Source organism: Dyadobacter chenhuakuii (genome assembly GCF_023821985.2).
GTDB classification, from domain to species: Bacteria; Bacteroidota; Bacteroidia; order Cytophagales; family Spirosomataceae; genus Dyadobacter; species Dyadobacter chenhuakuii.
Genome location: NZ_CP098805.1, coordinates 4146687 through 4167729 on the forward strand (window position 1 = coordinate 4146687; position 21043 = coordinate 4167729).

At 44.3% G+C, this 21043-nt stretch carries 21 protein-coding genes; 7 read left to right on the forward strand and 14 right to left on the reverse strand.

Going from position 1 to position 21043, the window contains the following annotated elements; genetic code table 11:
• Positions 1-30 precede the first annotated feature (30 nt).
• The gene (locus tag NFI80_RS17100; protein ID WP_235165343.1) at positions 31-1941 is read right to left on the reverse strand and encodes an ABC-F family ATP-binding cassette domain-containing protein; all 1911 of its coding nucleotides are present in this window, start codon (positions 1939-1941) and stop codon (positions 31-33) included.
• Between the two features lie 138 nt (positions 1942-2079).
• Between NFI80_RS17100 and NFI80_RS17105 the strand changes: the two genes are divergently transcribed.
• The 3 genes from NFI80_RS17105 (at position 2080) to NFI80_RS17115 (ending at position 4756) form a co-directional block, all read left to right on the forward strand.
• Positions 2080-3066 (forward strand): formylglycine-generating enzyme family protein, encoded by a 987-nt coding sequence (locus NFI80_RS17105; RefSeq protein ID WP_233794840.1) that lies wholly within the window; start codon positions 2080-2082, stop codon positions 3064-3066.
• 23 nt (positions 3067-3089) lie between these two features.
• Complete coding sequence (locus tag NFI80_RS17110; protein WP_233794839.1) at positions 3090-4436, forward strand: Gfo/Idh/MocA family protein; 1347 nt, start codon at positions 3090-3092, stop codon at positions 4434-4436.
• Between the two features lie 125 nt (positions 4437-4561).
• Positions 4562-4756: a hypothetical protein gene (locus tag NFI80_RS17115; protein WP_235165344.1), complete on the forward strand. Its 195-nt coding sequence runs from the start codon at positions 4562-4564 to the stop codon at positions 4754-4756.
• Here NFI80_RS17115 and aroC read toward each other — a convergent pair.
• Complete coding sequence (aroC, locus tag NFI80_RS17120; protein WP_235165345.1) at positions 4753-5832, reverse strand: chorismate synthase; 1080 nt, start codon at positions 5830-5832, stop codon at positions 4753-4755. The two genes, NFI80_RS17115 and aroC, sit on opposite strands and share 4 nt — an antisense overlap.
• A gap of 7 nt (positions 5833-5839) precedes the next feature.
• Positions 5840-7243 carry a BatD family protein gene (locus NFI80_RS17125; RefSeq protein WP_235165346.1) on the reverse strand — a complete coding sequence of 468 codons (1404 nt, stop codon included), beginning with the start codon at positions 7241-7243 and terminating at the stop codon, positions 5840-5842.
• Between the two features lie 105 nt (positions 7244-7348).
• On the opposite strand from NFI80_RS17125, the gene NFI80_RS17130 reads away from it, so the two are divergent.
• Positions 7349-7555, forward strand: coding sequence for a hypothetical protein (locus tag NFI80_RS17130; RefSeq protein ID WP_084439472.1), 207 nt, complete (start codon positions 7349-7351; stop codon positions 7553-7555).
• Positions 7556-7629: 74 nt separating this feature from the next.
• Here NFI80_RS17130 and NFI80_RS17135 read toward each other — a convergent pair whose 3' ends face one another.
• From NFI80_RS17135 to NFI80_RS17160, 6 genes are all read right to left on the reverse strand, one after another.
• On the reverse strand, positions 7630-9387 hold the full coding sequence (locus NFI80_RS17135) for a tetratricopeptide repeat protein (protein ID WP_235165347.1): 1758 nt from the start codon (positions 9385-9387) through the stop codon (positions 7630-7632).
• Between the two features lie 96 nt (positions 9388-9483).
• Positions 9484-10440, reverse strand: coding sequence for a substrate-binding domain-containing protein (locus tag NFI80_RS17140; RefSeq protein ID WP_235165348.1), 957 nt, complete (start codon positions 10438-10440; stop codon positions 9484-9486).
• 221 nt (positions 10441-10661) lie between these two features.
• Positions 10662-11486, reverse strand: coding sequence for an energy transducer TonB (locus NFI80_RS17145; protein ID WP_233794833.1), 825 nt, complete (start codon positions 11484-11486; stop codon positions 10662-10664).
• Positions 11487-11515: 29 nt separating this feature from the next.
• Positions 11516-12097 (reverse strand): ExbD/TolR family protein, encoded by a 582-nt coding sequence (locus NFI80_RS17150; RefSeq protein WP_026629394.1) that lies wholly within the window; start codon positions 12095-12097, stop codon positions 11516-11518.
• Between the two features lie 36 nt (positions 12098-12133).
• Complete coding sequence (locus NFI80_RS17155; protein WP_233794832.1) at positions 12134-12748, reverse strand: ExbD/TolR family protein; 615 nt, start codon at positions 12746-12748, stop codon at positions 12134-12136.
• A gap of 61 nt (positions 12749-12809) precedes the next feature.
• Entirely contained in the window at positions 12810-13649 is an 840-nt protein-coding gene (locus NFI80_RS17160) for a MotA/TolQ/ExbB proton channel family protein (RefSeq protein WP_026629396.1), read from the reverse strand.
• A gap of 619 nt (positions 13650-14268) precedes the next feature.
• On the opposite strand from NFI80_RS17160, the gene gatC reads away from it, so the two are divergent.
• Positions 14269-14556, forward strand: coding sequence for an Asp-tRNA(Asn)/Glu-tRNA(Gln) amidotransferase subunit GatC (gene gatC / locus NFI80_RS17165; RefSeq protein ID WP_233794831.1), 288 nt, complete (start codon positions 14269-14271; stop codon positions 14554-14556).
• Between the two features lie 25 nt (positions 14557-14581).
• Here the strand turns inward: gatC and NFI80_RS17170 are convergent, their stop codons facing one another.
• The 3 genes from NFI80_RS17170 to ruvX all read right to left on the reverse strand — a co-directional run bounded on the left by NFI80_RS17170 (position 14582) and on the right by ruvX (position 16521).
• On the reverse strand, positions 14582-15379 hold the full coding sequence (locus NFI80_RS17170) for an amidohydrolase (RefSeq protein WP_235161229.1): 798 nt from the start codon (positions 15377-15379) through the stop codon (positions 14582-14584).
• A 94-nt stretch (positions 15380-15473) separates the two neighbouring features.
• Positions 15474-16058, reverse strand: coding sequence for a peptide deformylase (gene def, locus NFI80_RS17175; RefSeq protein ID WP_233794829.1), 585 nt, complete (start codon positions 16056-16058; stop codon positions 15474-15476).
• Between the two features lie 49 nt (positions 16059-16107).
• The gene (ruvX, locus tag NFI80_RS17180; RefSeq protein WP_235165349.1) at positions 16108-16521 is read right to left on the reverse strand and encodes a Holliday junction resolvase RuvX; all 414 of its coding nucleotides are present in this window, start codon (positions 16519-16521) and stop codon (positions 16108-16110) included.
• Positions 16522-16640: 119 nt separating this feature from the next.
• Between ruvX and recJ the strand changes: the two genes are divergently transcribed.
• Both recJ and lptB read left to right on the forward strand, forming a co-directional pair.
• The gene (gene recJ / locus NFI80_RS17185; protein WP_235165350.1) at positions 16641-18353 is read left to right on the forward strand and encodes a single-stranded-DNA-specific exonuclease RecJ; all 1713 of its coding nucleotides are present in this window, start codon (positions 16641-16643) and stop codon (positions 18351-18353) included.
• A 42-nt stretch (positions 18354-18395) separates the two neighbouring features.
• Positions 18396-19127, forward strand: coding sequence for an LPS export ABC transporter ATP-binding protein (lptB, locus tag NFI80_RS17190; protein WP_235165351.1), 732 nt, complete (start codon positions 18396-18398; stop codon positions 19125-19127).
• 357 nt (positions 19128-19484) lie between these two features.
• On the opposite strand, the gene NFI80_RS17195 is transcribed toward lptB, so the two are convergent.
• Together NFI80_RS17195 and recO are read right to left on the reverse strand one after the other, a co-directional pair.
• On the reverse strand, positions 19485-20216 hold the full coding sequence (locus NFI80_RS17195; RefSeq protein ID WP_235165352.1) for a hypothetical protein: 732 nt from the start codon (positions 20214-20216) through the stop codon (positions 19485-19487).
• Between the two features lie 68 nt (positions 20217-20284).
• Entirely contained in the window at positions 20285-20980 is a 696-nt protein-coding gene (recO, locus tag NFI80_RS17200) for a DNA repair protein RecO (RefSeq protein ID WP_235161225.1), read from the reverse strand.
• Between the last annotated feature and the right edge of the window lie 63 nt (positions 20981-21043).

Below are 21043 nucleotides of genomic sequence, written 5' to 3' on the forward strand. Positions count from 1 at the left end.
TCGGAACAGAGGATCACAATGCTGCCAAATTTAAGCATTTTCAGATAGTTCAAGCCAGCGCATCTCCTTATCAGCCTGACTTTCGGTTAATTCCTCGATTTGCTTAGACCATTGTGCTAATTCTGCGTGTGATCCACCAGCGTGCAATTTGGCAACTAAACCCGTTTTCTGCTCTTCCATTTTGGCTATATCAGCTTCCAGCTGCTCCATTTCCTTCTGTTCTTTGTAGCTCAGCTTGCGCTTTGGCGTTGCAGCTGCAACGGGTGTTGGCGCTACGGGCGCTGCCGTTTCCTTCACAGGTTGAATTACGTGGGTTGTATTGCTTTTGCCTGCATTGCCTCCCGAAGCTTTTTTCTCAGCTTCCTGTTCGTCCTGATATTCACGCAGCTCCGTATAATTTCCCGGAAAATCACTAATCTTCCCTTCTCCTTCAAAAACAAAAATGTGCTGTACAAGCCTGTCGAGGAAATATCTGTCGTGGGAAACGATTACCAGGCAGCCTGGGAAGTTTAATAAGAACTCTTCCAAAACATTCAAACTCGCAATGTCCAGATCATTCGTAGGCTCATCCAGGATCAGGAAGTTGGGCTGTTTGATCAATATTAAAAGCAGCTGCAGCCTGCGTTTTTCACCACCGCTTAGTTTTGAGATAAAATCATATTGTTTGGAAGGTGAAAAAAGGAAAGCCTGTAACAAATGTCCGACCGTAACCGTCTCACCGGTTCCCAGCTGCACCACCTCCGCAACATCTTTAACAATGTCGATCACCCGCTGATTTTCGTTAAAAACGAGATCAGACTGCTTGTAGTAACCAAACTGAACCGTTTCCCCTTTAACAATCTGACCTTTATCCGGCATTAATTCGCCCGTGATCATGTTCAGGAGCGTCGACTTGCCCATCCCGTTCTGGCCTACAATACCAATGCGGTCGCCTTTTCGGAATGTGTATTCAAAGTTTTTAATCAATTGTCTTTCACCAAATCCTTTGCTCACATTTTCGAGCTCGATGATCTTGCTGCCCAGCCTCGAAGTGCGGACATTCAGTTCCATTTGTGTATCAAACTTCTTCTGGCTTGCCTTCTCCTTTAATTCCTCAAATGCATCCACACGATATTTTGCCTTTGTCCCGCGTGCTTTGGGCTGACGGCGGATCCAGTCGAGTTCCTTGCGCATTAAGTTGCGCGCCTTATCAATGCCGGCTGCCTCCATTTCTTCTCTTTCCGCCTTTTTTTCGAGGAAGTAAGTGTAGTTTCCTTTATATGGATATGCTGAGCCGTGATCTAGTTCAAGCATTTGATTACAAACTGTGTCCAGGAAATACCGGTCGTGGGTTACGACCAGCAATGTTGTGTTGGACGTATTTAGATAGTTTTCAAGCCATTCCACCGTATCCAGGTCCAAATGGTTGGTAGGCTCATCCAGGATTAGTAAATCAGGATCTTCCAGCAAGACTTTCGCCATAGCCACACGCTTGCGCTGCCCGCCGGATAATGTTCCGAAAAGATTCTCCGTATGGTGAATGCCAAGACGTCCCAGGATTTCCTTGGTCCGGTATTCAAAATCCCAGGCATTAAACTTGTCCATATCCTCCATCACTTCGGCAAGTTCGTCGTGGTTGTCGGTTTCAATGGCATGCTCGTAGCGCTTAACAACTTGCGCCACAGGATTGTTGGAAGAAAAAATCACGTCAATCACCGAAAGGCTTTCATCAAAAGCCGGGCTTTGATCCAGGTATCCTACCCGAATATCTTTCCGAATGCTTACTTCTCCCTGATCCGCCGGGATTTTGCCCGTCAGAATGTTCAGAAAAGTGGTCTTGCCCGTTCCGTTCGTTCCGATGAGCGCAACCTTGTCGCCCCTGCTGATTCCAAAATTGATGTTTTTAAAAAGCCACTGATCGCCAAATGACTTTGCTATATTTTCTGCTGAAAGGTAATTCATGATCCAAAGTAAAATTCAATTCCTACAAAGGTAGGACAGATCTCAAACAACAAAGAAAAAATTCGTTTTGAAAGGGTAAATAGCATAATATTGCTCTTTATATTTAGTTATATGGTTCCATAGAACACATTTTAAATCATGTCCAAGCAATTTTTATTCCTATTCTCAACCGTTTTCATTTGTTTCACCGCAGCAGCACAAGACCCCAATTTTAAGAATTATACGCAAAAAATAGGAGGTAGCCCGCAAGTCTACGATATGGTCGCGATTCCCGGCGGCGAGTTTATGATGGGAAGTCCTGATTCCGAAAAAGGTCGCCGACCCGACGAAGGCCCGCAGCACAAAGTAAAGATCGAGCCCTTCTGGATGGGCAAAACCGAAGTGAACTGGGACATATATGACCTTTACGCTTTCAAAAACATGGAAAAGGAAATGGCAGCACGTCACCCTGATCCCGACAAAAGTGTTCAGAAGACCGATGCCAGCACCCGCCCGAGTCCTCCCTATGTAGATATGTCGTTCGGTATGGGAAGATCCGGATATCCGGCGATTAACATGACCCAATATGCTGCCATTCATTTTTGCAAATGGCTATATGAAAAAACAGGTGTTTTTTACAGATTACCGACTGAGGCTGAATGGGAATACGCGTGCCGCGCAGGTTCAAAAACAGCTTACTCATTTGGAGCCGACGAATCTAAATTAGACGAATATGCATGGCATCGTAAAAACAGTGATGCCGCTTACAAGAAAATCGGATTGAAAAAACCCAATGCTTTCGGCTTGCACGATATGCATGGCAATGTGATGGAATGGACATTGGATCAGTACATTCCTGATTATTATGCAAAACAACCTGCGGGAGAAAAATACGCTCCGGTTACCGAGCTTTATCCAACGGCCGTTCGCGGTGGTTCCTGGGACGATGAGCCTGCTGACTTGCGGAGCGCTGCCCGCACGGCTTCAAAACCGGAATGGAAGATCCTGGATCCGCAGCTTCCAAAAAGCGAATGGTGGATGACAAGTGCATCATTTGTTGGTTTCAGGGTGGTTAGGCCACTGAAACAACCGTCTCAGGAAGAGATAAATGCTTATTACAGCCCAAAACTGATTGAAGATTATTGAGATCATATTAAACTCTTAACATAATGGAACAAAATAGACGTGATTTTTTAAAAGCAACCGGCCTGTTTGCAGCGGGCGGTGCAATGTTGAATCCGGTTCGCGGATATGGCTTTAACAGTGCGGTGGATGAGACGATCAAAGTTGCTTTGATCGGTTGCGGAGGAAGAGGAACTGGTGCGGCTGCGCAGGCATTAAGCACAACGCAAAATGTGCAGATCGTTGCCATGGCAGATGCTTTTAAGGACCGTCTGGACGAATCATATAAAAACCTGACTGCGAAAAAATACAAAAATGCAGCAGGAACGGTTGTGGATACAAAATTGAAAGTTGATGTTCCTGACGACCGTAAGTTTGTAGGTTTCGATGCATTCAAGAAAGCCATTGCTTTAAAAGACGTGGATGTTGTCATCCTGGCGACTCCTCCGGGATTCCGTCCTTCGCATTTTGAAGAAGCGGTGAAGAACAACAAGCACATTTTCATGGAAAAGCCGGTTGCCACAGATGCTCCCGGAATTCGTAAAGTGCTTGAAATTGCCGAAGAAGCGAAGAAAAAGAAGTTGAATGTGGTTGTGGGTCTGCAACGCCATTACCAGGCTAATTATCTGGCTGCGATCAAACGCATTCATGACGGTGCAATTGGTGATATCGTAGGCGGGCAAGTTTACTGGGTTGGCAGCAGCCCGTGGATGAAAGAACGCCAGCCAAACCAGACGGAAATGGAATACCAAATGAGAAACTGGTATTATTTCAACTGGCTTTGCGGTGACCACATTTCGGAGCAGCACGTGCACAACATTGACGTCGCTAACTGGGTGAAAAAGGGTTACCCTGTTTCAATTCAAGGAACCGGCGGTCGTGAAGTGCGTACCGGAAAGGCTTACGGAGAGATTTTCGATCACCATACATTGGATTTGGTTTATGCCGACGGAACCGTTATTTCCAGCCAATGCCGTCAGTTTGAAGGCACCTGGAACAAGGTTGATGAGGCTTTCGTAGGAACAAAAGGCCGCATTGACAGCTTTGACGGCAAGAAAACCATTTTGAAAGATTACAAAGGCGGCGTGATTTACCAGCACGACGATAAAGGTGATAAAAACCCATATCAGGTTGAACACGACGAATTGTTTGCGGCCATTGCAAAAGGTGAATACAAATTTGCTGACGCAGAAAATGGTGCAAAAAGCACAATGACAGCCATTATGGGCCGTATGGCAACTTATTCAGGCAAGATGATCAAATGGGATGAGGCATTCAACTCAGACATCAATCTATTCCCGGACAAACTGGCCTGGGATGCTTCGCCAAAAATCCTTCCGGGTCCTGACGGACTTTATCCGGTTGCGGTTCCTGGTAAGACGCAGGTTATTTAAGTTAATATGCAGTAAAAAAGGGCTCCTGGGAGCCCTTTTTTGTTTGTAAGTTGTGATAGAATTTCTAAATTGGAGTAGGATTGTCCATATGATGGAATTCTAATGTTGTACCAACGATATCATCAGTGAAACTTAGCCTGAGAAACGCTGTGCTCATTCTGCTAACCGGCATGCTTTTGCTTGCGGTCGGTGCCTCACTAAGATCGGATCAAAACAAATTCAGCAATCCTGTTATCCTCACCGCCCTGGCCATTGAATTCCTGGGAACAATCTGGCTCGTTCTGAGCCTGAACCAAAGGCGCAAACACAACAAGATTTAAACTTTGCTGGACCGGTTACGAAGGTAAAAATCGGCTAGTACCAATGCTGCCATCGCCTCTACAATCGGAACGGCGCGCGGCACCACACAAGGATCATGACGTCCTTTTCCCTGCACAATAGCCACATCCCCATGCTGATCAATGCTTTCCTGATCCTGCATAATGGTTGCCACCGGCTTGAACGCTACGCGGAAATAAATATCTTCACCATTTGAAATCCCACCTTGCACACCTCCTGAATGATTGGTGCGGGTGTGGACTTTGTCTTCGTCATCAATAAAGAACGCATCGTTATGCTGAGAACCCAGTAATGTAACGCCTTCAAAGCCGCTGCCGTACTCAAATCCCTTCACTGCATTAATGCTCAGCATGGCCTTTCCCATTTCCGCATGCAGCTTGTCAAACACAGGCTCTCCCCAGCCAGCCGGAACGCCTGTAATCACGCAATTCACAACGCCCCCTACAGAATCTCCCTGCTTTCTTACCGAGTCAATGTAATCGAACATTTGCTGCGCCATTTCAGGATCAGGACAACGGACGGCATTTGTTTCTGTTAATGAAAGATCGAGATCCTGATATGATTTTTCGAGTTTTAATGTCCCGACCTGTGAAACGTAGGATTGAATATTTACGCCCAGATCAGCCAGGAGCAGCTTTGCCAGCGCGCCAGCCGCAACTCTTGCAGCAGTCTCCCTCGCAGAGCTCCTGCCGCCGCCTCTGTAATCGCGGACGCCATACTTCACCTGATACGTGTAATCCGCATGTGACGGACGGAACTGGGCAGCAATGTGCGAATAGTCTTTGCTGCGCTGATCTTCATTCCGGATGATCAAAGCAATGGGTGTGCCGGTTGTTTTGCCCTCAAACACTCCCGATAGCACTTCAAATTCGTCTGCTTCCTTCCGTTGCGTGGTAATTCTCGACTGTCCTGGCTTGCGCCTGGTCAGCTCGCTTTGTATAAAGTCTGAGTCGAAATTGACGCCTGCCGGGCACCCTTCTATGATCACACCAATGCCCGCTCCGTGCGACTCACCGAATGTGGCTATTTTGAATATCTTACCGTACGTACTTCCCATTAAAAATTTACTTTCTGAATACCCAAACCATTGCGATCAATAGCAGAATCACTATGCCGTTGGTGGTGTCTTTTAAAATCTTTTTATAATCTATTGAATCTTTGCTGCTATCAAGGCTTTCCAGGTTGTCGTACAGCCCGGAAGAGCCGCTCAGTGATAAGTTGGCAAGCTTATAGTCCTCGCCCTTTACAGAAAGCATTTTTGCGGACCGCAATGTATCATACTTTGCTTTTGACGAATTGAAATATACCCATTGAAAATACCGTCCTAACGGAAATTCCCCGTCCTTTCTGGGAACAACAAAGTAATCGAAAGTTTTCTCCCCTACCACACTTTGGTAGCTTCTTTTAATGATTTGACTTACTTCCGGCGGATAAATGTCAAATGTAGAGTTGGATTGGATCGTCGGTGCCGGAATAGCGGCAATGTTCCCAACGCCTTCCACCTTGAACATGTAACGCACGCTCTCGCCGGGATAAACGAGCGTGCTGGACAGATTCTCCTTTAATGCATACTGCCCAACCGCAACCTGATCCCTTAACGGATGATCCGGCAACTGGCGCACGACAATAGCCGCCTTGTTCGACCTGAACGACCTCACCACTTTCCGCTCCACATTTACTGCCTTGCTGTTATCGATAACAAGCATTTGCAGGGCGATCGAAGGAAAAACAATGTCTTCGGTCGTGATCGGGAAAAGCCGGGCCTGGTACATGTTATATTCCGTATACCGGCGGCCTCTGATTGTTATGCGACGTTTGACAATTTCCTCAATGCCCACATTCTCTTCCCAGCAATTCGCCGGCCGTAACTGTTTGAGGATAGATTGCAATTGCTCATTGAACCGGTAAAATTCCATTTGTACCGGCGCATTCTCAGCAATGTATAGAGAAATGCGCAACGCAAATCCTTCCCTAATAAAAACTGCCTTTTTATCCGTCTGGACGGACAGGAAAATCCCGTCGCCTGTATCTTCCACATCCGCCTCAAAAGTAGGGCTCACGCCTACGGAAACAGCGTCTCCCGGGCTTGCTTGCTGAGAAAAGACAACCATTGTCTCTTCTGATTTTAATTTGAGGCTGTTGATCGTGATTACGAACGCGGGAATGAGGTAGTTCCCTGGCTTAGCTGCGAAGTATTCCTGTGTGATGGTTTGTATCACCACTTTCTTGCCATACACCGTGCTGATGGCACTGGTTGCTGACTTGCTTCTTTTTTCCAACCCGTTTATTTCCGGAAAAATAACCGCCGGCCGCGTTTCTGCATCACGCAGAACAACCGATATAAGGAAAGGCTGATCCAATGATAAGTTTTTGGATCCTAATTCAATGGTAGAGGCGTCATTAATAGTCTGGGCCAGAAGCGTACCAGAAAAACACAAAATAATATTTAATAACGCATATAATTTCATTAAATATTTTCGTTAGCTTTATTAGGAATTGCCGCTCTCAGACGTTTTTAATTTAATTCTGATGCATATTATTCACTTCCCTAAACCACAAAATTACATAATACTATGGCCTCCATGCTTGAATACATAAAAATTATTCTGCAGAAAGTTAGTTTCGACCGCAGATTGTTTGAAAAAGAACTTAGAAAAGCAATCCGTATGTTGATGCCAGCCGAGGTAAAAAGATTACGACAATGGTGTTACGATAATTACGGAACGGTTCATCTACCAGTACTCAATACTTGTTTTGCGCGCCTGTCTTCATTGGGCTAGCATTTTTTAAATTTTTATAATGAAAGAAGCCGCTTGGATATCCAAGCGGCTTCTTTCATTATAACCTAACCGAATTATTTTTTCTTCGGTGTTGCTGCTGCTTTTGTTTTAGCACCAGCTTTTGCGCCTGCTGCTGGCTGCGTTTCAGCTGTTGGCGTAGCTAATCCTAATGCTTCTTTTGCAGATATGTTATCCGGATCCACTTTTAGAAGTTTCTCCCAATATTCCTTCGCCTTTGCTTCATCTTTCAATGTAGTTTGAGCGTGGAATGCAAGATAGCCATAAGCCAATTTCAAATAAGACTTGTATTTGCTTGGATCTGGATCTTTTTCAGCCAGTTCAGTCAATCTCAAATAGTAAGGCTGAGAAATTCCCTTGTCAACGTTTTCTTGTCTGTCATATGCATTGTAAAGCGTACTTGCTCTCCAATAGTATCCATATGGCCAGTCAGGAAGTTTCTGAGTAACAGTCGCGAAGATCGAATCTGCTTTCAGGAATAATGTACGTCTTTCCATTGAAATCTTCGCACTGTCTGCATAGTTTGAATCTGCAGCAGTTGGAAGCACTTTCGCAGTTGCCATCTGGAAGTTAGACAAACCAGTGTAGTAATAGTCATTCGCGCTTGCTTTTGCAGTATCCAATGCGATACCTTTTTCAAAAGTTGCAGCAGCGTTCGGGAAATCTTTCGCAGCATAATACAGGGCAGCAACTTCTTTGTATGCAGTTGCAGCTTCTGCTTTGCTCGTATCCATATCAGCACCTTTCAAAATGTAAGCAACACCGGTCGAGTCATATCCTTTTCCGTCTGTTACTTTCTGGTTGTATGCACGACCCAAATATTTGTAGTCATCACCAATTACTTTATCCGGAGCAATTTTGATGAATTCTGTCAAGTTCTGGATAGCTTCGTCAGGCTTGTTAGTCTTGAAGTTAGACCAGCCATACATACGCAATGTGATCGGGTTGTTGATTTTGCCTTTGATCTCTTCAAGCAATTGCAATGATTTTGCATAATCGTCAGCCGTAAATGCAAACTGAGCAGCACGCAATTTCATTTCAGGATCAGTAGTTCCGCTTTTCTGGATGTACAAATCGAAGTTTTCAGCAGCTTGTTTGTATTTCTGAGCCAGGAAGTACAACTCCGCAAGGTCTTTGTATGCCGGTGCAAAGTTAGGATCTGCTTCAATGGCCTTTTTGTAGTTTTCAAGCGCCAGGTTGTAGTTCTTACCACGAAGGTAAATCTGACCAATCGCGTTGTGAGCAGTTGCGTAGTTTGGTTTTGCTGTCAAAGCATATTCATAAGCCGTTACAGCAGCACCACCTTCATTACGTAACATTAATGCATCCCCTTTTGCAAGATAGGCGTCAGCAAGATTTTTATCTCTCTTAACAGCTTCATCCAGCAATCTGATTGCCTCAGCAGGATCGTTGTTTTTCTCGAAAAGCGTGTAAGCCTCGCCTATTCTGAAAAGAACCTCAGCATCTTTTTTCTTTTTCTTCTCTGCTTCGTCGAAAAGCTCTTTCGCTTTTGCTTTTTCTCCTTTGGCAAGAGCAACTGTTCCCTGACCTACTTTATTCAAATAGGATTTATCATCAATCGTAAGACCTTTATCAAAGGCTTTTTGTGCTTCGTCCAGTTGATTGGTTTTTATATAGTAATAACCAAGGTAATATTGGTTATCAGCAGAAGGCGTTGTTTCTGCGAGTTTTTTAAATAAATCACCTGCTTCATTGTAACGTTCTCCGTTGATCAATGCTAAGCCGTCCTGCGTAGTTTGTGCGTGTAAATTAACAAACGCTAATAAACCAATTACCAGTGCTACTAATTTCATTCTCATGTTTCTGTTCATTTTTTACCCGGTTAAAATAATGATAAAAAATTTGGCTTTCCAATAACAAGTCCCAAATCTTAAATTGTATTACACTTCTTAAAAATTCTTCCCCGTGGTTATTTCGAGCTCCCTGGGGTAAGGTACAGTTGGCAATAAGCCCATTTTTTGAATTATTAAACCTCCTACATCCCGTGCGATATAGGTCATTAGTCCGCCTCCCAATCCCGAATATCCTTCACGGCTGATGATATATAAATCCCGGTGGAGGGGATATCTTTTAAATTCAAGTCCGCTTTGAAAGGGCTGAATATAATTTGACAAAGAATCTGGATTAGCCTTTTGAGCAACACCCAATACGTTGATTCCTTTTGACAATTCCCTTGTTGCTAATGAATGCCCTTCGCTGATCCAGCTTACGCCTATAAAACCCAAATGTAGCGGGTTAGACCTGATATCTTTGATTACATTCTCGTTAGAACCAGCTGATGTAATACGCAAACGTTGAATGTCCTTGATCCCAAATTTATTAAGAATGAAGTTCAAGTTGCTTGCATTGGCATTGTCAAACACCAATGTTATAGGCCCTTTTTGATTTCCATCCTTCAACTGAGACCAGTCCGTAATTTTCCCTTCCAGTATTGCCTTAATCTCGGGCATTGTTATTAAGCTGTCCGTATTTGATTTGCTTACTACCAACGCCAGCCCATCAGTTGCAATGTGCTGAAACTTATGGGATCCTTTCTGCTTCTTAATGAGCTCTGTCTCCTTCTCGCTTAACTGCCTGGTCGAGAAAATGATCCGGGCACTGTCGTTAAGCAATTGACGAATCGCTTCTTGCTCTGGCTTATACTCTAACTTAAAATGCGTATTCGGGTAAATTCCCTCGTATGCATTCGTTAGCGCATTAACAATCGGCTTGAATGATTCGTCTGAGGCAACGGTAATTGTTCCCTGCCTCGGGTTATCAAGATCACCATTAGAACCACCGCAACCTAGCAAGCTCAGAAACGCTACTGATGTGCCGAGCAATATTCCGGCTGACCAAAATTTCATAGTTCTTTTTGATTTCTTCTTCTCCAAACCCTGTAACCTCTGTAAGCTCCGTACAAAATAAGTGTGCCAGCGAAAGCATTCCTTGCCAGACTGCCAACAGGTAACAACCTAAATGACAAGGAGGAGAGGACTAAAAAGACCCCTCCTCCTATGTATGTCAGAGCCATTAACACAGAGGTTAGATCACCGATCTTCTCATGCAATGGTTTTTCCCTCATGAGTTACTCCAGCTGGAAATTGATTGGCAAGTTGTACTTAACACGAACCGCACGTCCTGATTGCTTACCTGGTTTCCACTTCGGCATTGCTTTCACAACACGGATAGCTTCTTCGTCGCAACCAAAACCAAGTCCTTTCAATACAGCCACATCTTGGATACTACCATCCGTATTTACTACAAATGACATAAACACCCTTCCTGAAACGTTGGCACGTGAAGCTGCACTTGGGTATTTGATATTTTTACCTAAATACTTGTACATTTCAGCCGTACCACCTGGAAACTCGGGCTGCTGCTCAACAACGGTAAAAACCTTTTCCGGTTCTGGCGCTGCTTCTACAACTGTTCCTTTGCTTGGTGCCGCAACTGCTTCGGGAGCAACAATGATCTCGTTCGCATTGGGATCTCCTTCAACTGTTTTATCCGCAACAACAGCTTCCTTAATTTCTTCTACTGTTGGTGGTGGCACCTCTTCAGGCACTTCTTCATCCTTTTTAACCTCAGGAGGCAAGAACTTCACCGTATTCACCTTAGGTTGTTCAACCGGCGGTGGTGGCGGTGGTGGCGGTTCTGCCGGATCAATTGGCGGCGGTGGTATTTTCATTAAATCCACCTCAACCATTGCTACTTCTTCTTCCTCGCCAGCCGACAGTTTATTAATAATTGACGGTGTAAACATTGCAAGAACAAAGAGAGCTGCTCCGATTATGGTAGCCTTCGTCACATCGGCACGATAGCCCTGACGAAGTGAAAATGCTCCGTACGCCTTATTTCGATCAGCAAACACTATATCATCCAGTGTAGCATTCGGGCCTATTTCTGCCATGGCGCTTTGAATTTGATTTGATTAAATTGTTATTTTTCTACGATTTTGTCACCCAAGAGCTTTTTCTCCGAATCTGTCAGAGTCTCTACAAGTGCATATCTCTTTGATTTGGTAATGGCCATTTCGTCCAATACGTCAACCATGTTCTTATAGGTTGAAACCGGCGTTGGCTTGATTACCACAACAAAAGGATCGTTTCCTTTTTCATCCTTTGGATTTGCAGCATTGATACGCTTAGCAGAGTTGAAAATCACACTTCTCAAATCGAACCCGTAGCGGGTTGTTTTCAAAGATGCTTCTGCTTTATCGTCATCCGCAGCTACTCCATCCAGATAATATACATCGTCGTTGGCTCCCATAAAAAGGGTCAACACTTTTGACGCTTTTAGCGGTTCGGTTTTTTCCTGGTCCTTTTCATCCGTCTTATCAGGAACAGCCAGCGTCATAGATGTCGGTTTCGACATAGTTGTTGCTAGCATGAAAAACGTGATAAGCAAGAATCCCAAGTCCACCATTGGCGTCATGTCTACACGGGTAGACATCTTTTTGCCCCGAACCTTACCGTCACCTTTGCCATGCCCACCACCACCGGATTCTTCAATTGCTGCCATTTTCTCTTCTTATTAAAATGATCTCTTTAATTAAAATTAATCGTTCGTGTAGCCGGCAGGCGCTTGTTCGCTACCTGTGATCAGGTTGAACTTGTTGATGTTCTGCGACTGTAAGTTAGACAACACGTCCTTGAAAACCGGGAACTTGGAAAGATTGTCACCTTTCAAAGCGATCCTCAATTGACTGTTAGCCTTACGAGCTGCATAAACCCAGTCAGCCAGTTCACTTGCCCCCGTAGAGTCAACCGGGATACCTGGTTGCTTCACATTCGGCATTTGCTCCTTCGACATATTCAACCAAGGTTTCAATTGGTTCAATGGAAATCCAAAGCTTGATTGCAATGCAAATTTTGCTTTCTCAGTCTCAGTGAACGTGATCCCTTTTGATTGACCAATGTTTTCAAGCATTGCTGCTCTTACCGGTTTTGCATCCACTCCAAAGAACACTTTGCCCGCTTTGTCAATACTAATGACCATAATGTCATCATCAGGAACTTTAATCTGCGAAATGGAAGAGGGTGTTGTAATCTCCGCTTCATTCGACTTAAAAGTTGCCGTCATGATAAAGAACGTCAGTAGTAAGAACGCTACGTCAGTCATCGCTGTCATATCTGTATGCGGCGCATGCTTCTTAGGTCTTACCTTTCCCATAGCAAATATATAAGTTTTTTGTATATTAACGAAACTTTCATATTAATAGTTCAAAAAACTATTAATAATGTGTAGCAAAGTTTGATTGAAGGCTTAGGCCGATTTCATCAATGCTATAAGTAAGGTCGTCAACACGGCTGTTCAGGTAAGCGTATGAGATCGTTGCGATCGCAGAAGTACCGATACCAAGTGCCGTATTAATAAGGGCCTCAGAGATACCTGTGGCAAGTGCAGCGGAGTCAGGAGAACCTGATGTACCAAGAGCCGCGAAGGCTTTGATCATACCGATTACCGTTCCAAGAAGTGCCAAAAGTGTAGATGCACCTGCAAGTGTTGCGATAATCGTAAGGTTTTTCTGAAGCATTGGAAGTTCAAGCGTAGTTGCTTCTTCGATTTCTTTCTGAAGCGCTGCCAGTTTCTGCTCTTTGTCAAGTGCAGTCTCCGTAGTCAATTGCTTATATTTCAAAAGACCTGCTTTGATAACGTTACCAACAGAACCTTTTTGTCTGTCACATTCTTTAATTGCTTCTTCGATTTGGTTTTTGTCAAGAAGACCTCTCAGCTTCACAACGAATGCATCGATGCTTCCAGAACCTTGAGCTTTGTTCAAAGTGATCAAACGCTCGATTGTAAATGTTAACACGATCAGGAAACAAGTCATCAAAATTGGTACGATAGGACCTCCTTTGTAAACGATTCCGTAGTAATCACCATCGATTGGGCCTTTTGCGTGATCGCCATCTTTAAAGTGTTCGGGAGCTCCCAGAACAAAAATGTAAACTGCCAATGCAATCGCAAATAGTAGAGGGATTACCAATGCCGGGTTCAAACCGCCTTTGCCTTTTGTTGCTGCCGCAGCAGGCTTTGGAGCTGGTGCCGGACTTGTAGCTTTCTTTTCCATCAGACTTACTTTTAAAGGTTAAATTGAGATTTTGGTTGTGAATTAAATAAAACTTTTGGTTAAAACTGGATTTGGTAAAATAAAATTTTGATTGCGTTTTAGATATTAGCCTTCTACAAAAGTATGAGTTTTCCTTTTAAAAAAAAGCAAGCATTTCGTCAGTTTTTTTCCCGAAATTTTTGACATAGCACGTACAAATTGCATAATTTAAAGAAACCCGCACGTTTAATTTTCTTAGTTATTCTCGATTTTGTACTGATTAAGAACTAAATGCAATCTAAATTCAAACTTATACATAATTGTACTCTTTACAATGATCGCTGCGAACATGTTTTTCAAAGCTGCCGATTGTATTTCAAAATATTTCAACATTCTCGTAGAAAAGCAAATATTATTTTTCTCCTACTATTAGTTAAACAACAATTTTAAATTTTGGACAAGCCCTATTTTATGTGCCAGGGCAAATTTTACTAAAACAACAGAAGCAAGACACCGGTTTCCATCGTCAATGCTTACAGTTCCCGAATAATTTGTCACCACGGAAAACAGAATCGCAAAAATCAGGTAATTTTGACATCCGTTTCAGTCCCCGACGGTAACTTAACAAATTCATAACATCATGAAAATTGACAAGGAGTCTCTTAAAAAAATAGCCCACCTGGCCCGTTTGGAGATAAAACCAGAGGAAGAAGAAGGCATTTTAAAGAGTATGGACTCGGTATTGACGTGGATGGAGCAGCTGGACGAGGTGGATACTGATGGCGTTGAACCTCTGACTCATATCCTTAGCGAAGTGAACAACTGGCGCGAAGATGTGGGCGTGAACACGATGACGAGGGAAGATGCACTTGCAAATGCACCGGCAAAAAATGCTTCCTATATAATGGTCCCGAAGGTGATTGAGTAACTTATAGGACACTTTGTCCGTGTGCTCACCAATTTATCTGAAAATCGTCGGCATCATTCAATGCTGGGAAAGCGACCCGGTACGCATCAAGATCACCTTTATGGAAAGTGACGATCTTTTCCGTTTCTGCATTGGCCAGCATACTCAGCGGCTCCCCAAGATAATCGAGCGCAACCGAATCTCCCTGGTAAGTTAGCCCATTTGCATCCGAGCCAACGCGGTTCACGCCTACCACATAGCTTTGGTTTTCAATAGCCCGGGCTTTTAACAAAGTATTCCAGGCATGCGCACGCCTGGCCGGCCAATTCGCTACATATATAAGGATGTCATAAGGATCGGAAGCACTGTTACGGCTCCAAACGGGAAACCGGAGATCGTAGCAAACCAATGGGCAAACCTTCCAGCCCTTGTAATTAATGATCAGCCTGGATTTCCCGGGTGTATAGGTAAGGTGCTCATTTCCAAAACTGAAAAGATGCTTCTTATCATTAAATACATAGGAACCATCGGGAGCAACGCACATTAACCGATTGTAGAACCTCCCTTCTTCCTTTACAGCAAAGCTCCCGATGACAAGCGCGTTCGCTTGTGCAGCCATTTGCTTCATCCAGCGCGTGGTGGTGAAATTCATGGGTTCGGCCGCTGCGGTGTTCATTGTGAAACCCGAGTTGAACATTTCCGGAAGCACAATGATATCCACCGGACCCGACAGCGTCGCTATTTTTTCTTCAAGCGTTGCCAGGTTAGCAGTCGTGTTTTCCCAAAACAGGTCGGTTTGAATTAAAGCGACCGACAATGTTTCCGTAGACTGTTCTGCTATCATGGTGGATGCTTTAATGAGTGAATGAGTGAATGAGTAAGTGAGTGGGCAATGACTTCATTGCTATTGTTTTATTCACTCATTCACTCATTAAAAATTATCTCCGCCCCGGAAAACGCATGCGGTAATCTGAGTCTACATTGCCTTTTGTAATGTCCGCGAGTTTCCTTTTGATTAATTGCTTTTTCAATGTTGGCAGGTAATCGACGAAAAGTTTGCCTAACAAATGATCATATTCATGCTGAATGATCCTGGCGGCCATTCCGGTATATTCTTCGGTATACTCATTCCAATCCGTATCGCGGTAACGGATTTTCACGCGCTCGGGGCGGTATACATCGCCACGGATCCCCGGAATGCTCAGACAGCCTTCTTCAAATGCCCATTCTTTACCATCCTCTTCCAGGATTTCAGGGTTGATGAATGTTTTTTTGAAATCAGCCAATGAAAGATCCGGTTCATCGTCGTCGTCATCGTCTTTTTCACTGAACGGCGTTGCGTCCACCACAAAAACACGGATATTCATGCCGATCTGCGGCGCTGCCAGCCCTACCCCATTTGCACCATGCATGGTCTCAAACATATCTTCTGAAAGTTTTTTCAGATCAAGCTGGTCTTTTTCAATGAATTGGGTTGGTTTTCTCAGGATAGGATCTCCGTATGCTACGATGGGATAAATCATTGTAATGCGACTTTATTCGTTGTAATATAATGTAACCTGTAAATGCCGCTCACCTTTTACTTTCCATATAAGACTGGAGAATGATCGTGGCGCTTATTTTATCAATGTTGCCCTTTTCCCGTCGGTCGCTCTTTTTGGAGCCGGACGCAATCATGGATTGCAGGGCCATAGACGACGTGAACCTTTCGTCGTGTGCGTGTACAGGAATGTCCGGAAATGTTTTTTTCAGGATTTTAATAAATGCGGTTACTCTTGCCGCATTCTCACTTTCCGTATTATCAAGCCTTTTCGGCATTCCTACTATAAATGCTTCGATTGGTTCACTGGCTGCGTATTTCTTTAAAAACTCCGTTAAGTCATGCGTCCTGACCGTATCAAGGGCAGTGGCAATGATCTGCAAAGGATCTGTAACAGCAATACCGGTGCGTTTGGCACCATAATCAATCGCCAGAAGACGCGGCATTTATCTTAAAGAATGTTAATTGCTTGCAAAGATAAGACCTTTCAATTAGCTTTTCCTGATAGTGCGGGCTCAATATAGATTTTGATACACGCATCACAGAATCCGATTATCTTTGTTTCATGATTGAAAAGCGCTGGATACACAACCCTGAATTTACTTCTGAACAAACACACATTGTCCTGGAACTGGCCGAATCGTTAAAAGTAAGCCCGTCGCTGGCTACCCTTTTGGTACAACGCGGCATCCTTGATTTTGAGCAATCCCGAAACTTTTTCCGCCCCGACCTTGCGCATTTACATGATCCGTTTTTAATGCAGGACATGTATGCAGCCGTCAGCAGGCTGAATGATGCGATCAGAAATGGTGAAAAAATATTGGTTTACGGAGATTATGATGTGGACGGCACCACTTCCGTCGCATTGTTCTACGGTTTTTTGAAAAAAATATATCCAAATCTCGACTATTACATTCCCGACCGTTACGAAGAAGGCTACGGCGTTTCGTGGCAAAGCATTGACTGGGCGCACGCAAACGGTTTTTCACTCATTGTAACACTGGATTGCGGTGTAAAATCGGTTGATAAAGTTACTGCTGCCAAAGAAAGAGGCATCGACTTCATTATATGTGATCACCACCGGCCCGGTTCTGAGCTGCCGCCGGCAGTTGCTGTCCTCGACCCAAAAAGAGATGATTGCGCATATCCTTATAAAGAACTCACAGGCTGCGGCGTTGGATTTAAACTGCTGCAAGCCTTCTGTATAGACAATGAAATAGACCCGGCGGGTTTGTTCGATCATCTGGACCTGCTGGTGATCAGCATTGCTTCGGACATTGTGCCTATTACGGGTGAAAACCGGATTTTGGCATATTATGGTTTGCAAAGATTAAATGCTGCACCAAGATGTGGCGTTAAAGCATTGATCCAAATCGCCGGATTGAATGGTGTGCTGGACATTACCAATGTGGTTTTTGGTCTCGGGCCAAGAATTAATGCGGCTGGACGGATCAAGCATGCGAAAGAGGCAGTAAGACTTTTACTATGCGAAGAAAACGAAGAAGCCGCTGATTTTGCACACGAGATTAACAAGCACAACAGCGAGCGACGAACCTTTGACACCAGCATCACGGAACAGGCGCTTTTCATGATTGAAAACGACGACTGGTTTACGACCGCAAAAAGTACCGTATTATATAAGGAAGACTGGCACAAAGGCGTGATCGGAATTGTCGCGAGCCGGTGCATTGAAAAATACCATCGTCCGACCATTATATTAACGCAATCACATGGAAAAGCCGCAGGTTCCGCACGGTCGGTTCCGGGATTTGATGTGTATGAAGCTATTGAGGAATGTGCGGATCTTTTGGAACAATATGGCGGGCATACTTTCGCAGCAGGGCTTACATTGCCTTTGCAAAATGTGGAAGCATTCAAAACGCGTTTCAATGACATTGTAAGCAGCCGTATCTTACCCGATCAGCTCATCCCGATGATCAATATCGATATGTTGCTAGAACTGGATGTGATCACGCCGAAATTTTATAACATTCTCCGTCAAATGGGCCCCTTTGGTCCCGGAAACATGACGCCGATCTTTGAATCCCGCAATGTTTCACTGGCGGGAAGGCCAACGATCATGAAGGAAAAGCATCTTAAATTCGATGTAAAGCAGAATGATTCCGGAATATTCACGGCGATCGGCTTCGGCATGGCGCACTTTTATCCGGATTTAATTAACGGAAGGCTGTTTTCGATCGCGTATTGCCTTGAAGAGAATAACTTTCGGGACAAAAAAACGTTACAACTGTCTTTAAAAGACATCAAGTTTCTTTAAGCCCTCAGCATGCGCTCTGGGCCAGCAAACAGATAAAAAACAATGATATTAAGAACCGAAAACCTTGTAAAAAAATACGGGGTTCGTCTTGTCAACAATAATGTAAGCTATCAGGTTGAACAGGGCGAAATTGTAGGTTTGCTTGGGCCGAATGGTGCTGGTAAAACAACCTCTTTTTACATGGCCGTAGGATTGGTTAAACCCAACAGCGGAAAAGTTTACCTGGACGATAAGGACATTACGAGCCTTCCTATGTACAAGCGTGCGCGCCTGGGCCTGGGCTATCTCGCGCAGGAAGCCTCTGTTTTCCGATCATTGACGGTTGAGGAAAACATTCGTGCTGTGCTGGAAATGACAGACCTCTCCCGCGCTGATCAAAGACAGAAAGTGGAAGAACTGCTGGAAGAGTTTCACCTGACGCACGTGCAGAAAAGTAAGGGAATGGTGCTTTCGGGAGGAGAACGCCGCCGGACCGAAATCGCCCGCGCGCTGGCAGTGGACCCTAAATTTATCCTGCTCGACGAACCGTTCGCAGGCGTTGACCCCATTGCGGTAGAGGATATCCAAAGCATTGTGGCCAAATTGAAACACAAAAACATCGGCATCCTTATCACCGATCACAATGTAAATGAGACGCTGTCGATCACGGACCGGGCTTATTTATTATTTGAGGGAAAAATATTGAAGCAAGGAAGTGCCGAGGAACTGGCAGAGGACGAAGTGGTAAGGCGCGTTTACCTGGGACAGAACTTCGAGTTGAAGCGCAAAATTTAGCAAGCATTACACATAGAAAAGGGAACGCTTCGCGGCATTCCCTCTCTTATAATTATTCACCATGAACTGTTTGGGCTCTTTTCAGATCCCGCAGTTATTATTTTTTAGGACACTTTTTACAGTGCTTCCCTTTCTTTTTATATTTCTCGCAGCACTTCTTAAATACACACTCTGTATTCTCGCCGAATGATTTCATCCAGGTCACCTCTCCAACTGCACATTCCGCAGGATCATTCAATGTAAAAGCGCTCATCGTTTGCTATTAATGTGTAGCAAATGTAAGCGCTATTTAGAATCATTCAAACAAAAGCCGAAAATTATTTTGAACAGATCTAAATTATAGCTTTTCGGAGTGGCTTACTGGATCTTTTCCCAAATCTCATGAATAGGCTTCCCATCGCTGCTTTTGCCACTATGGTCCCAGCGGCCGTTTTCAAGCTTGTGATCAAATGTCAGAGACGAGCCGACCCGATTGTTGTCTTTGGAGAAAAACTGGATTTTTTCAGTGTATTTACCATTCTTAACCGTATAAGTGCCTCCGCCTGTTGCGTAAAAGCCTTTCACACCCGGATCAATGGCGAACCATTGAAAACGGGTTGCCGACAACAATTTCAATGTTTTCCGTGTGCCCTCCTGATGAATTTTCACCAATGCACCCTGATCGCCTGCCTTCTCTGTAATGTGCCATGCGCCAGCCATCGGTGCAGATGTTGCATCATCCACGCGCATCCAAACCATGGCCTCTTCATATTTCAAAGTGAGGATATCGTCTTTTACAGTCACCGTAAAAACAATAGGAATGCCAATTTTCAGGGAATCCGCAGAATTGAACTCAGGTGTATAAGTCATCTGGTCGCCACTCATTGTGAACGGGCCGCCTTCTGTTCTTTCAAAGTATTTATTACCAATACTATAGGAAGCAATCGCGAGGTAATTATCAGCGACAATGAGCGTAGATGCGCTCCCCGTCGGTTCCTGGGACTTCCATGCGCCTTTCGGAACTTGCGGCAGGCGTTCCTGTGGCAGGCGCTCCTGGGCAAATCCGATGAGGGAAGCTAGAACAAATGTGGCTGTCAGTAAATGTTTCATGGGTTGTTTAGATTTTTGATATGCAATATACGTTATCAAAATTATGCCACCCGGCCCGGCGCCCGGCCCTACTTCAAAACCTCCCGCAAAACTTCCAGCGATTTGATTTCCCCCAATGCTTCCATATGTATTTTGAAGAAAAAGATAAGCTTTTCCAATATCATGATCCGTCGCTTCCGGTCTAATGGGACATTTGCGCCGTACGCACCGCTTACTAAACGCAATGTTGCATCTCGCTCGACGGCGTCGGGCATGTGTGGGAAATGGTTGTTTTTCAACTCACTTTCGAGATCTTCCACGGTTTCTATCCCAAATCCCAGAAATGAAGCAAACTGGATCAAAAACTGTATGTGGAAATTTTCAAATGTATTTTCGGCTTCGTCCAGAAACAGGACGGATTCCTCAATAAAATGGAAAAGCATGGGATTGCTTTCCTCCTCTTTCAATGTTTTGCCCAACATTTCTGTAACAAAAAGCGCCAGGCTTGATTTCACAACATCATAAGGCAGCGTCTGAAACGGCATGTAACATTTCATCTCCGAAATGCGATGCATGGTATCCTCCTTATTCTTATGATAAACCACCATATCCAGCAACGTCAGCGGCTGAAACAGGGCAATACGGTTGTTACGCGATTTACTGCTTCTGACCCCGTTCACTATATATGTCTGAATGCCAAAGCCTTCCGTATAAATCTTCGCAATGATGGAAGATTCGCGGTAACGGATATAACTCAGGGCGACACCTCGCGTTTTATGTAACATATAAATTAGCTGGCCTTTTGGTCAAAAATAGTTATCTTTCCATTAAAGAATTGCACACAAAAA

Coding starts and splice junctions, on each gene's coding strand:
- NFI80_RS17145 (WP_233794833.1), bottom strand. CDS start 11,486: ATGGCAGAAATAGGCCCGAATGCTACACTGGATGATATAGTGTTTGCT.
- ruvX (WP_235165349.1), bottom strand. CDS start 16,521: ATGCCGCGTCTTCTGGCGATTGATTATGGTGCCAAACGCACCGGTATT.
- NFI80_RS17170 (WP_235161229.1), bottom strand. CDS start 15,379: ATGATAGCAGAACAGTCTACGGAAACATTGTCGGTCGCTTTAATTCAA.
- recO (WP_235161225.1), bottom strand. CDS start 20,980: ATGTTACATAAAACGCGAGGTGTCGCCCTGAGTTATATCCGTTACCGC.
- NFI80_RS17140 (WP_235165348.1), bottom strand. CDS start 10,440: ATGAAATTTTGGTCAGCCGGAATATTGCTCGGCACATCAGTAGCGTTT.
- NFI80_RS17125 (WP_235165346.1), bottom strand. CDS start 7,243: ATGAAATTATATGCGTTATTAAATATTATTTTGTGTTTTTCTGGTACG.
- gatC (WP_233794831.1), top strand. CDS start 14,269: ATGAAAATTGACAAGGAGTCTCTTAAAAAAATAGCCCACCTGGCCCGT.
- NFI80_RS17135 (WP_235165347.1), bottom strand. CDS start 9,387: ATGAAATTAGTAGCACTGGTAATTGGTTTATTAGCGTTTGTTAATTTA.
- NFI80_RS17160 (WP_026629396.1), bottom strand. CDS start 13,649: ATGGAAAAGAAAGCTACAAGTCCGGCACCAGCTCCAAAGCCTGCTGCG.
- NFI80_RS17150 (WP_026629394.1), bottom strand. CDS start 12,097: ATGGCAGCAATTGAAGAATCCGGTGGTGGTGGGCATGGCAAAGGTGAC.
- NFI80_RS17130 (WP_084439472.1), top strand. CDS start 7,349: ATGGCCTCCATGCTTGAATACATAAAAATTATTCTGCAGAAAGTTAGT.
- lptB (WP_235165351.1), top strand. CDS start 18,396: ATGATATTAAGAACCGAAAACCTTGTAAAAAAATACGGGGTTCGTCTT.
- NFI80_RS17110 (WP_233794839.1), top strand. CDS start 3,090: ATGGAACAAAATAGACGTGATTTTTTAAAAGCAACCGGCCTGTTTGCA.
- def (WP_233794829.1), bottom strand. CDS start 16,058: ATGATTTATCCCATCGTAGCATACGGAGATCCTATCCTGAGAAAACCA.
- NFI80_RS17155 (WP_233794832.1), bottom strand. CDS start 12,748: ATGGGAAAGGTAAGACCTAAGAAGCATGCGCCGCATACAGATATGACA.
- recJ (WP_235165350.1), top strand. CDS start 16,641: ATGATTGAAAAGCGCTGGATACACAACCCTGAATTTACTTCTGAACAA.
- aroC (WP_235165345.1), bottom strand. CDS start 5,832: ATGGGAAGTACGTACGGTAAGATATTCAAAATAGCCACATTCGGTGAG.
- NFI80_RS17100 (WP_235165343.1), bottom strand. CDS start 1,941: ATGAATTACCTTTCAGCAGAAAATATAGCAAAGTCATTTGGCGATCAG.
- NFI80_RS17195 (WP_235165352.1), bottom strand. CDS start 20,216: ATGAAACATTTACTGACAGCCACATTTGTTCTAGCTTCCCTCATCGGA.
- NFI80_RS17105 (WP_233794840.1), top strand. CDS start 2,080: ATGTCCAAGCAATTTTTATTCCTATTCTCAACCGTTTTCATTTGTTTC.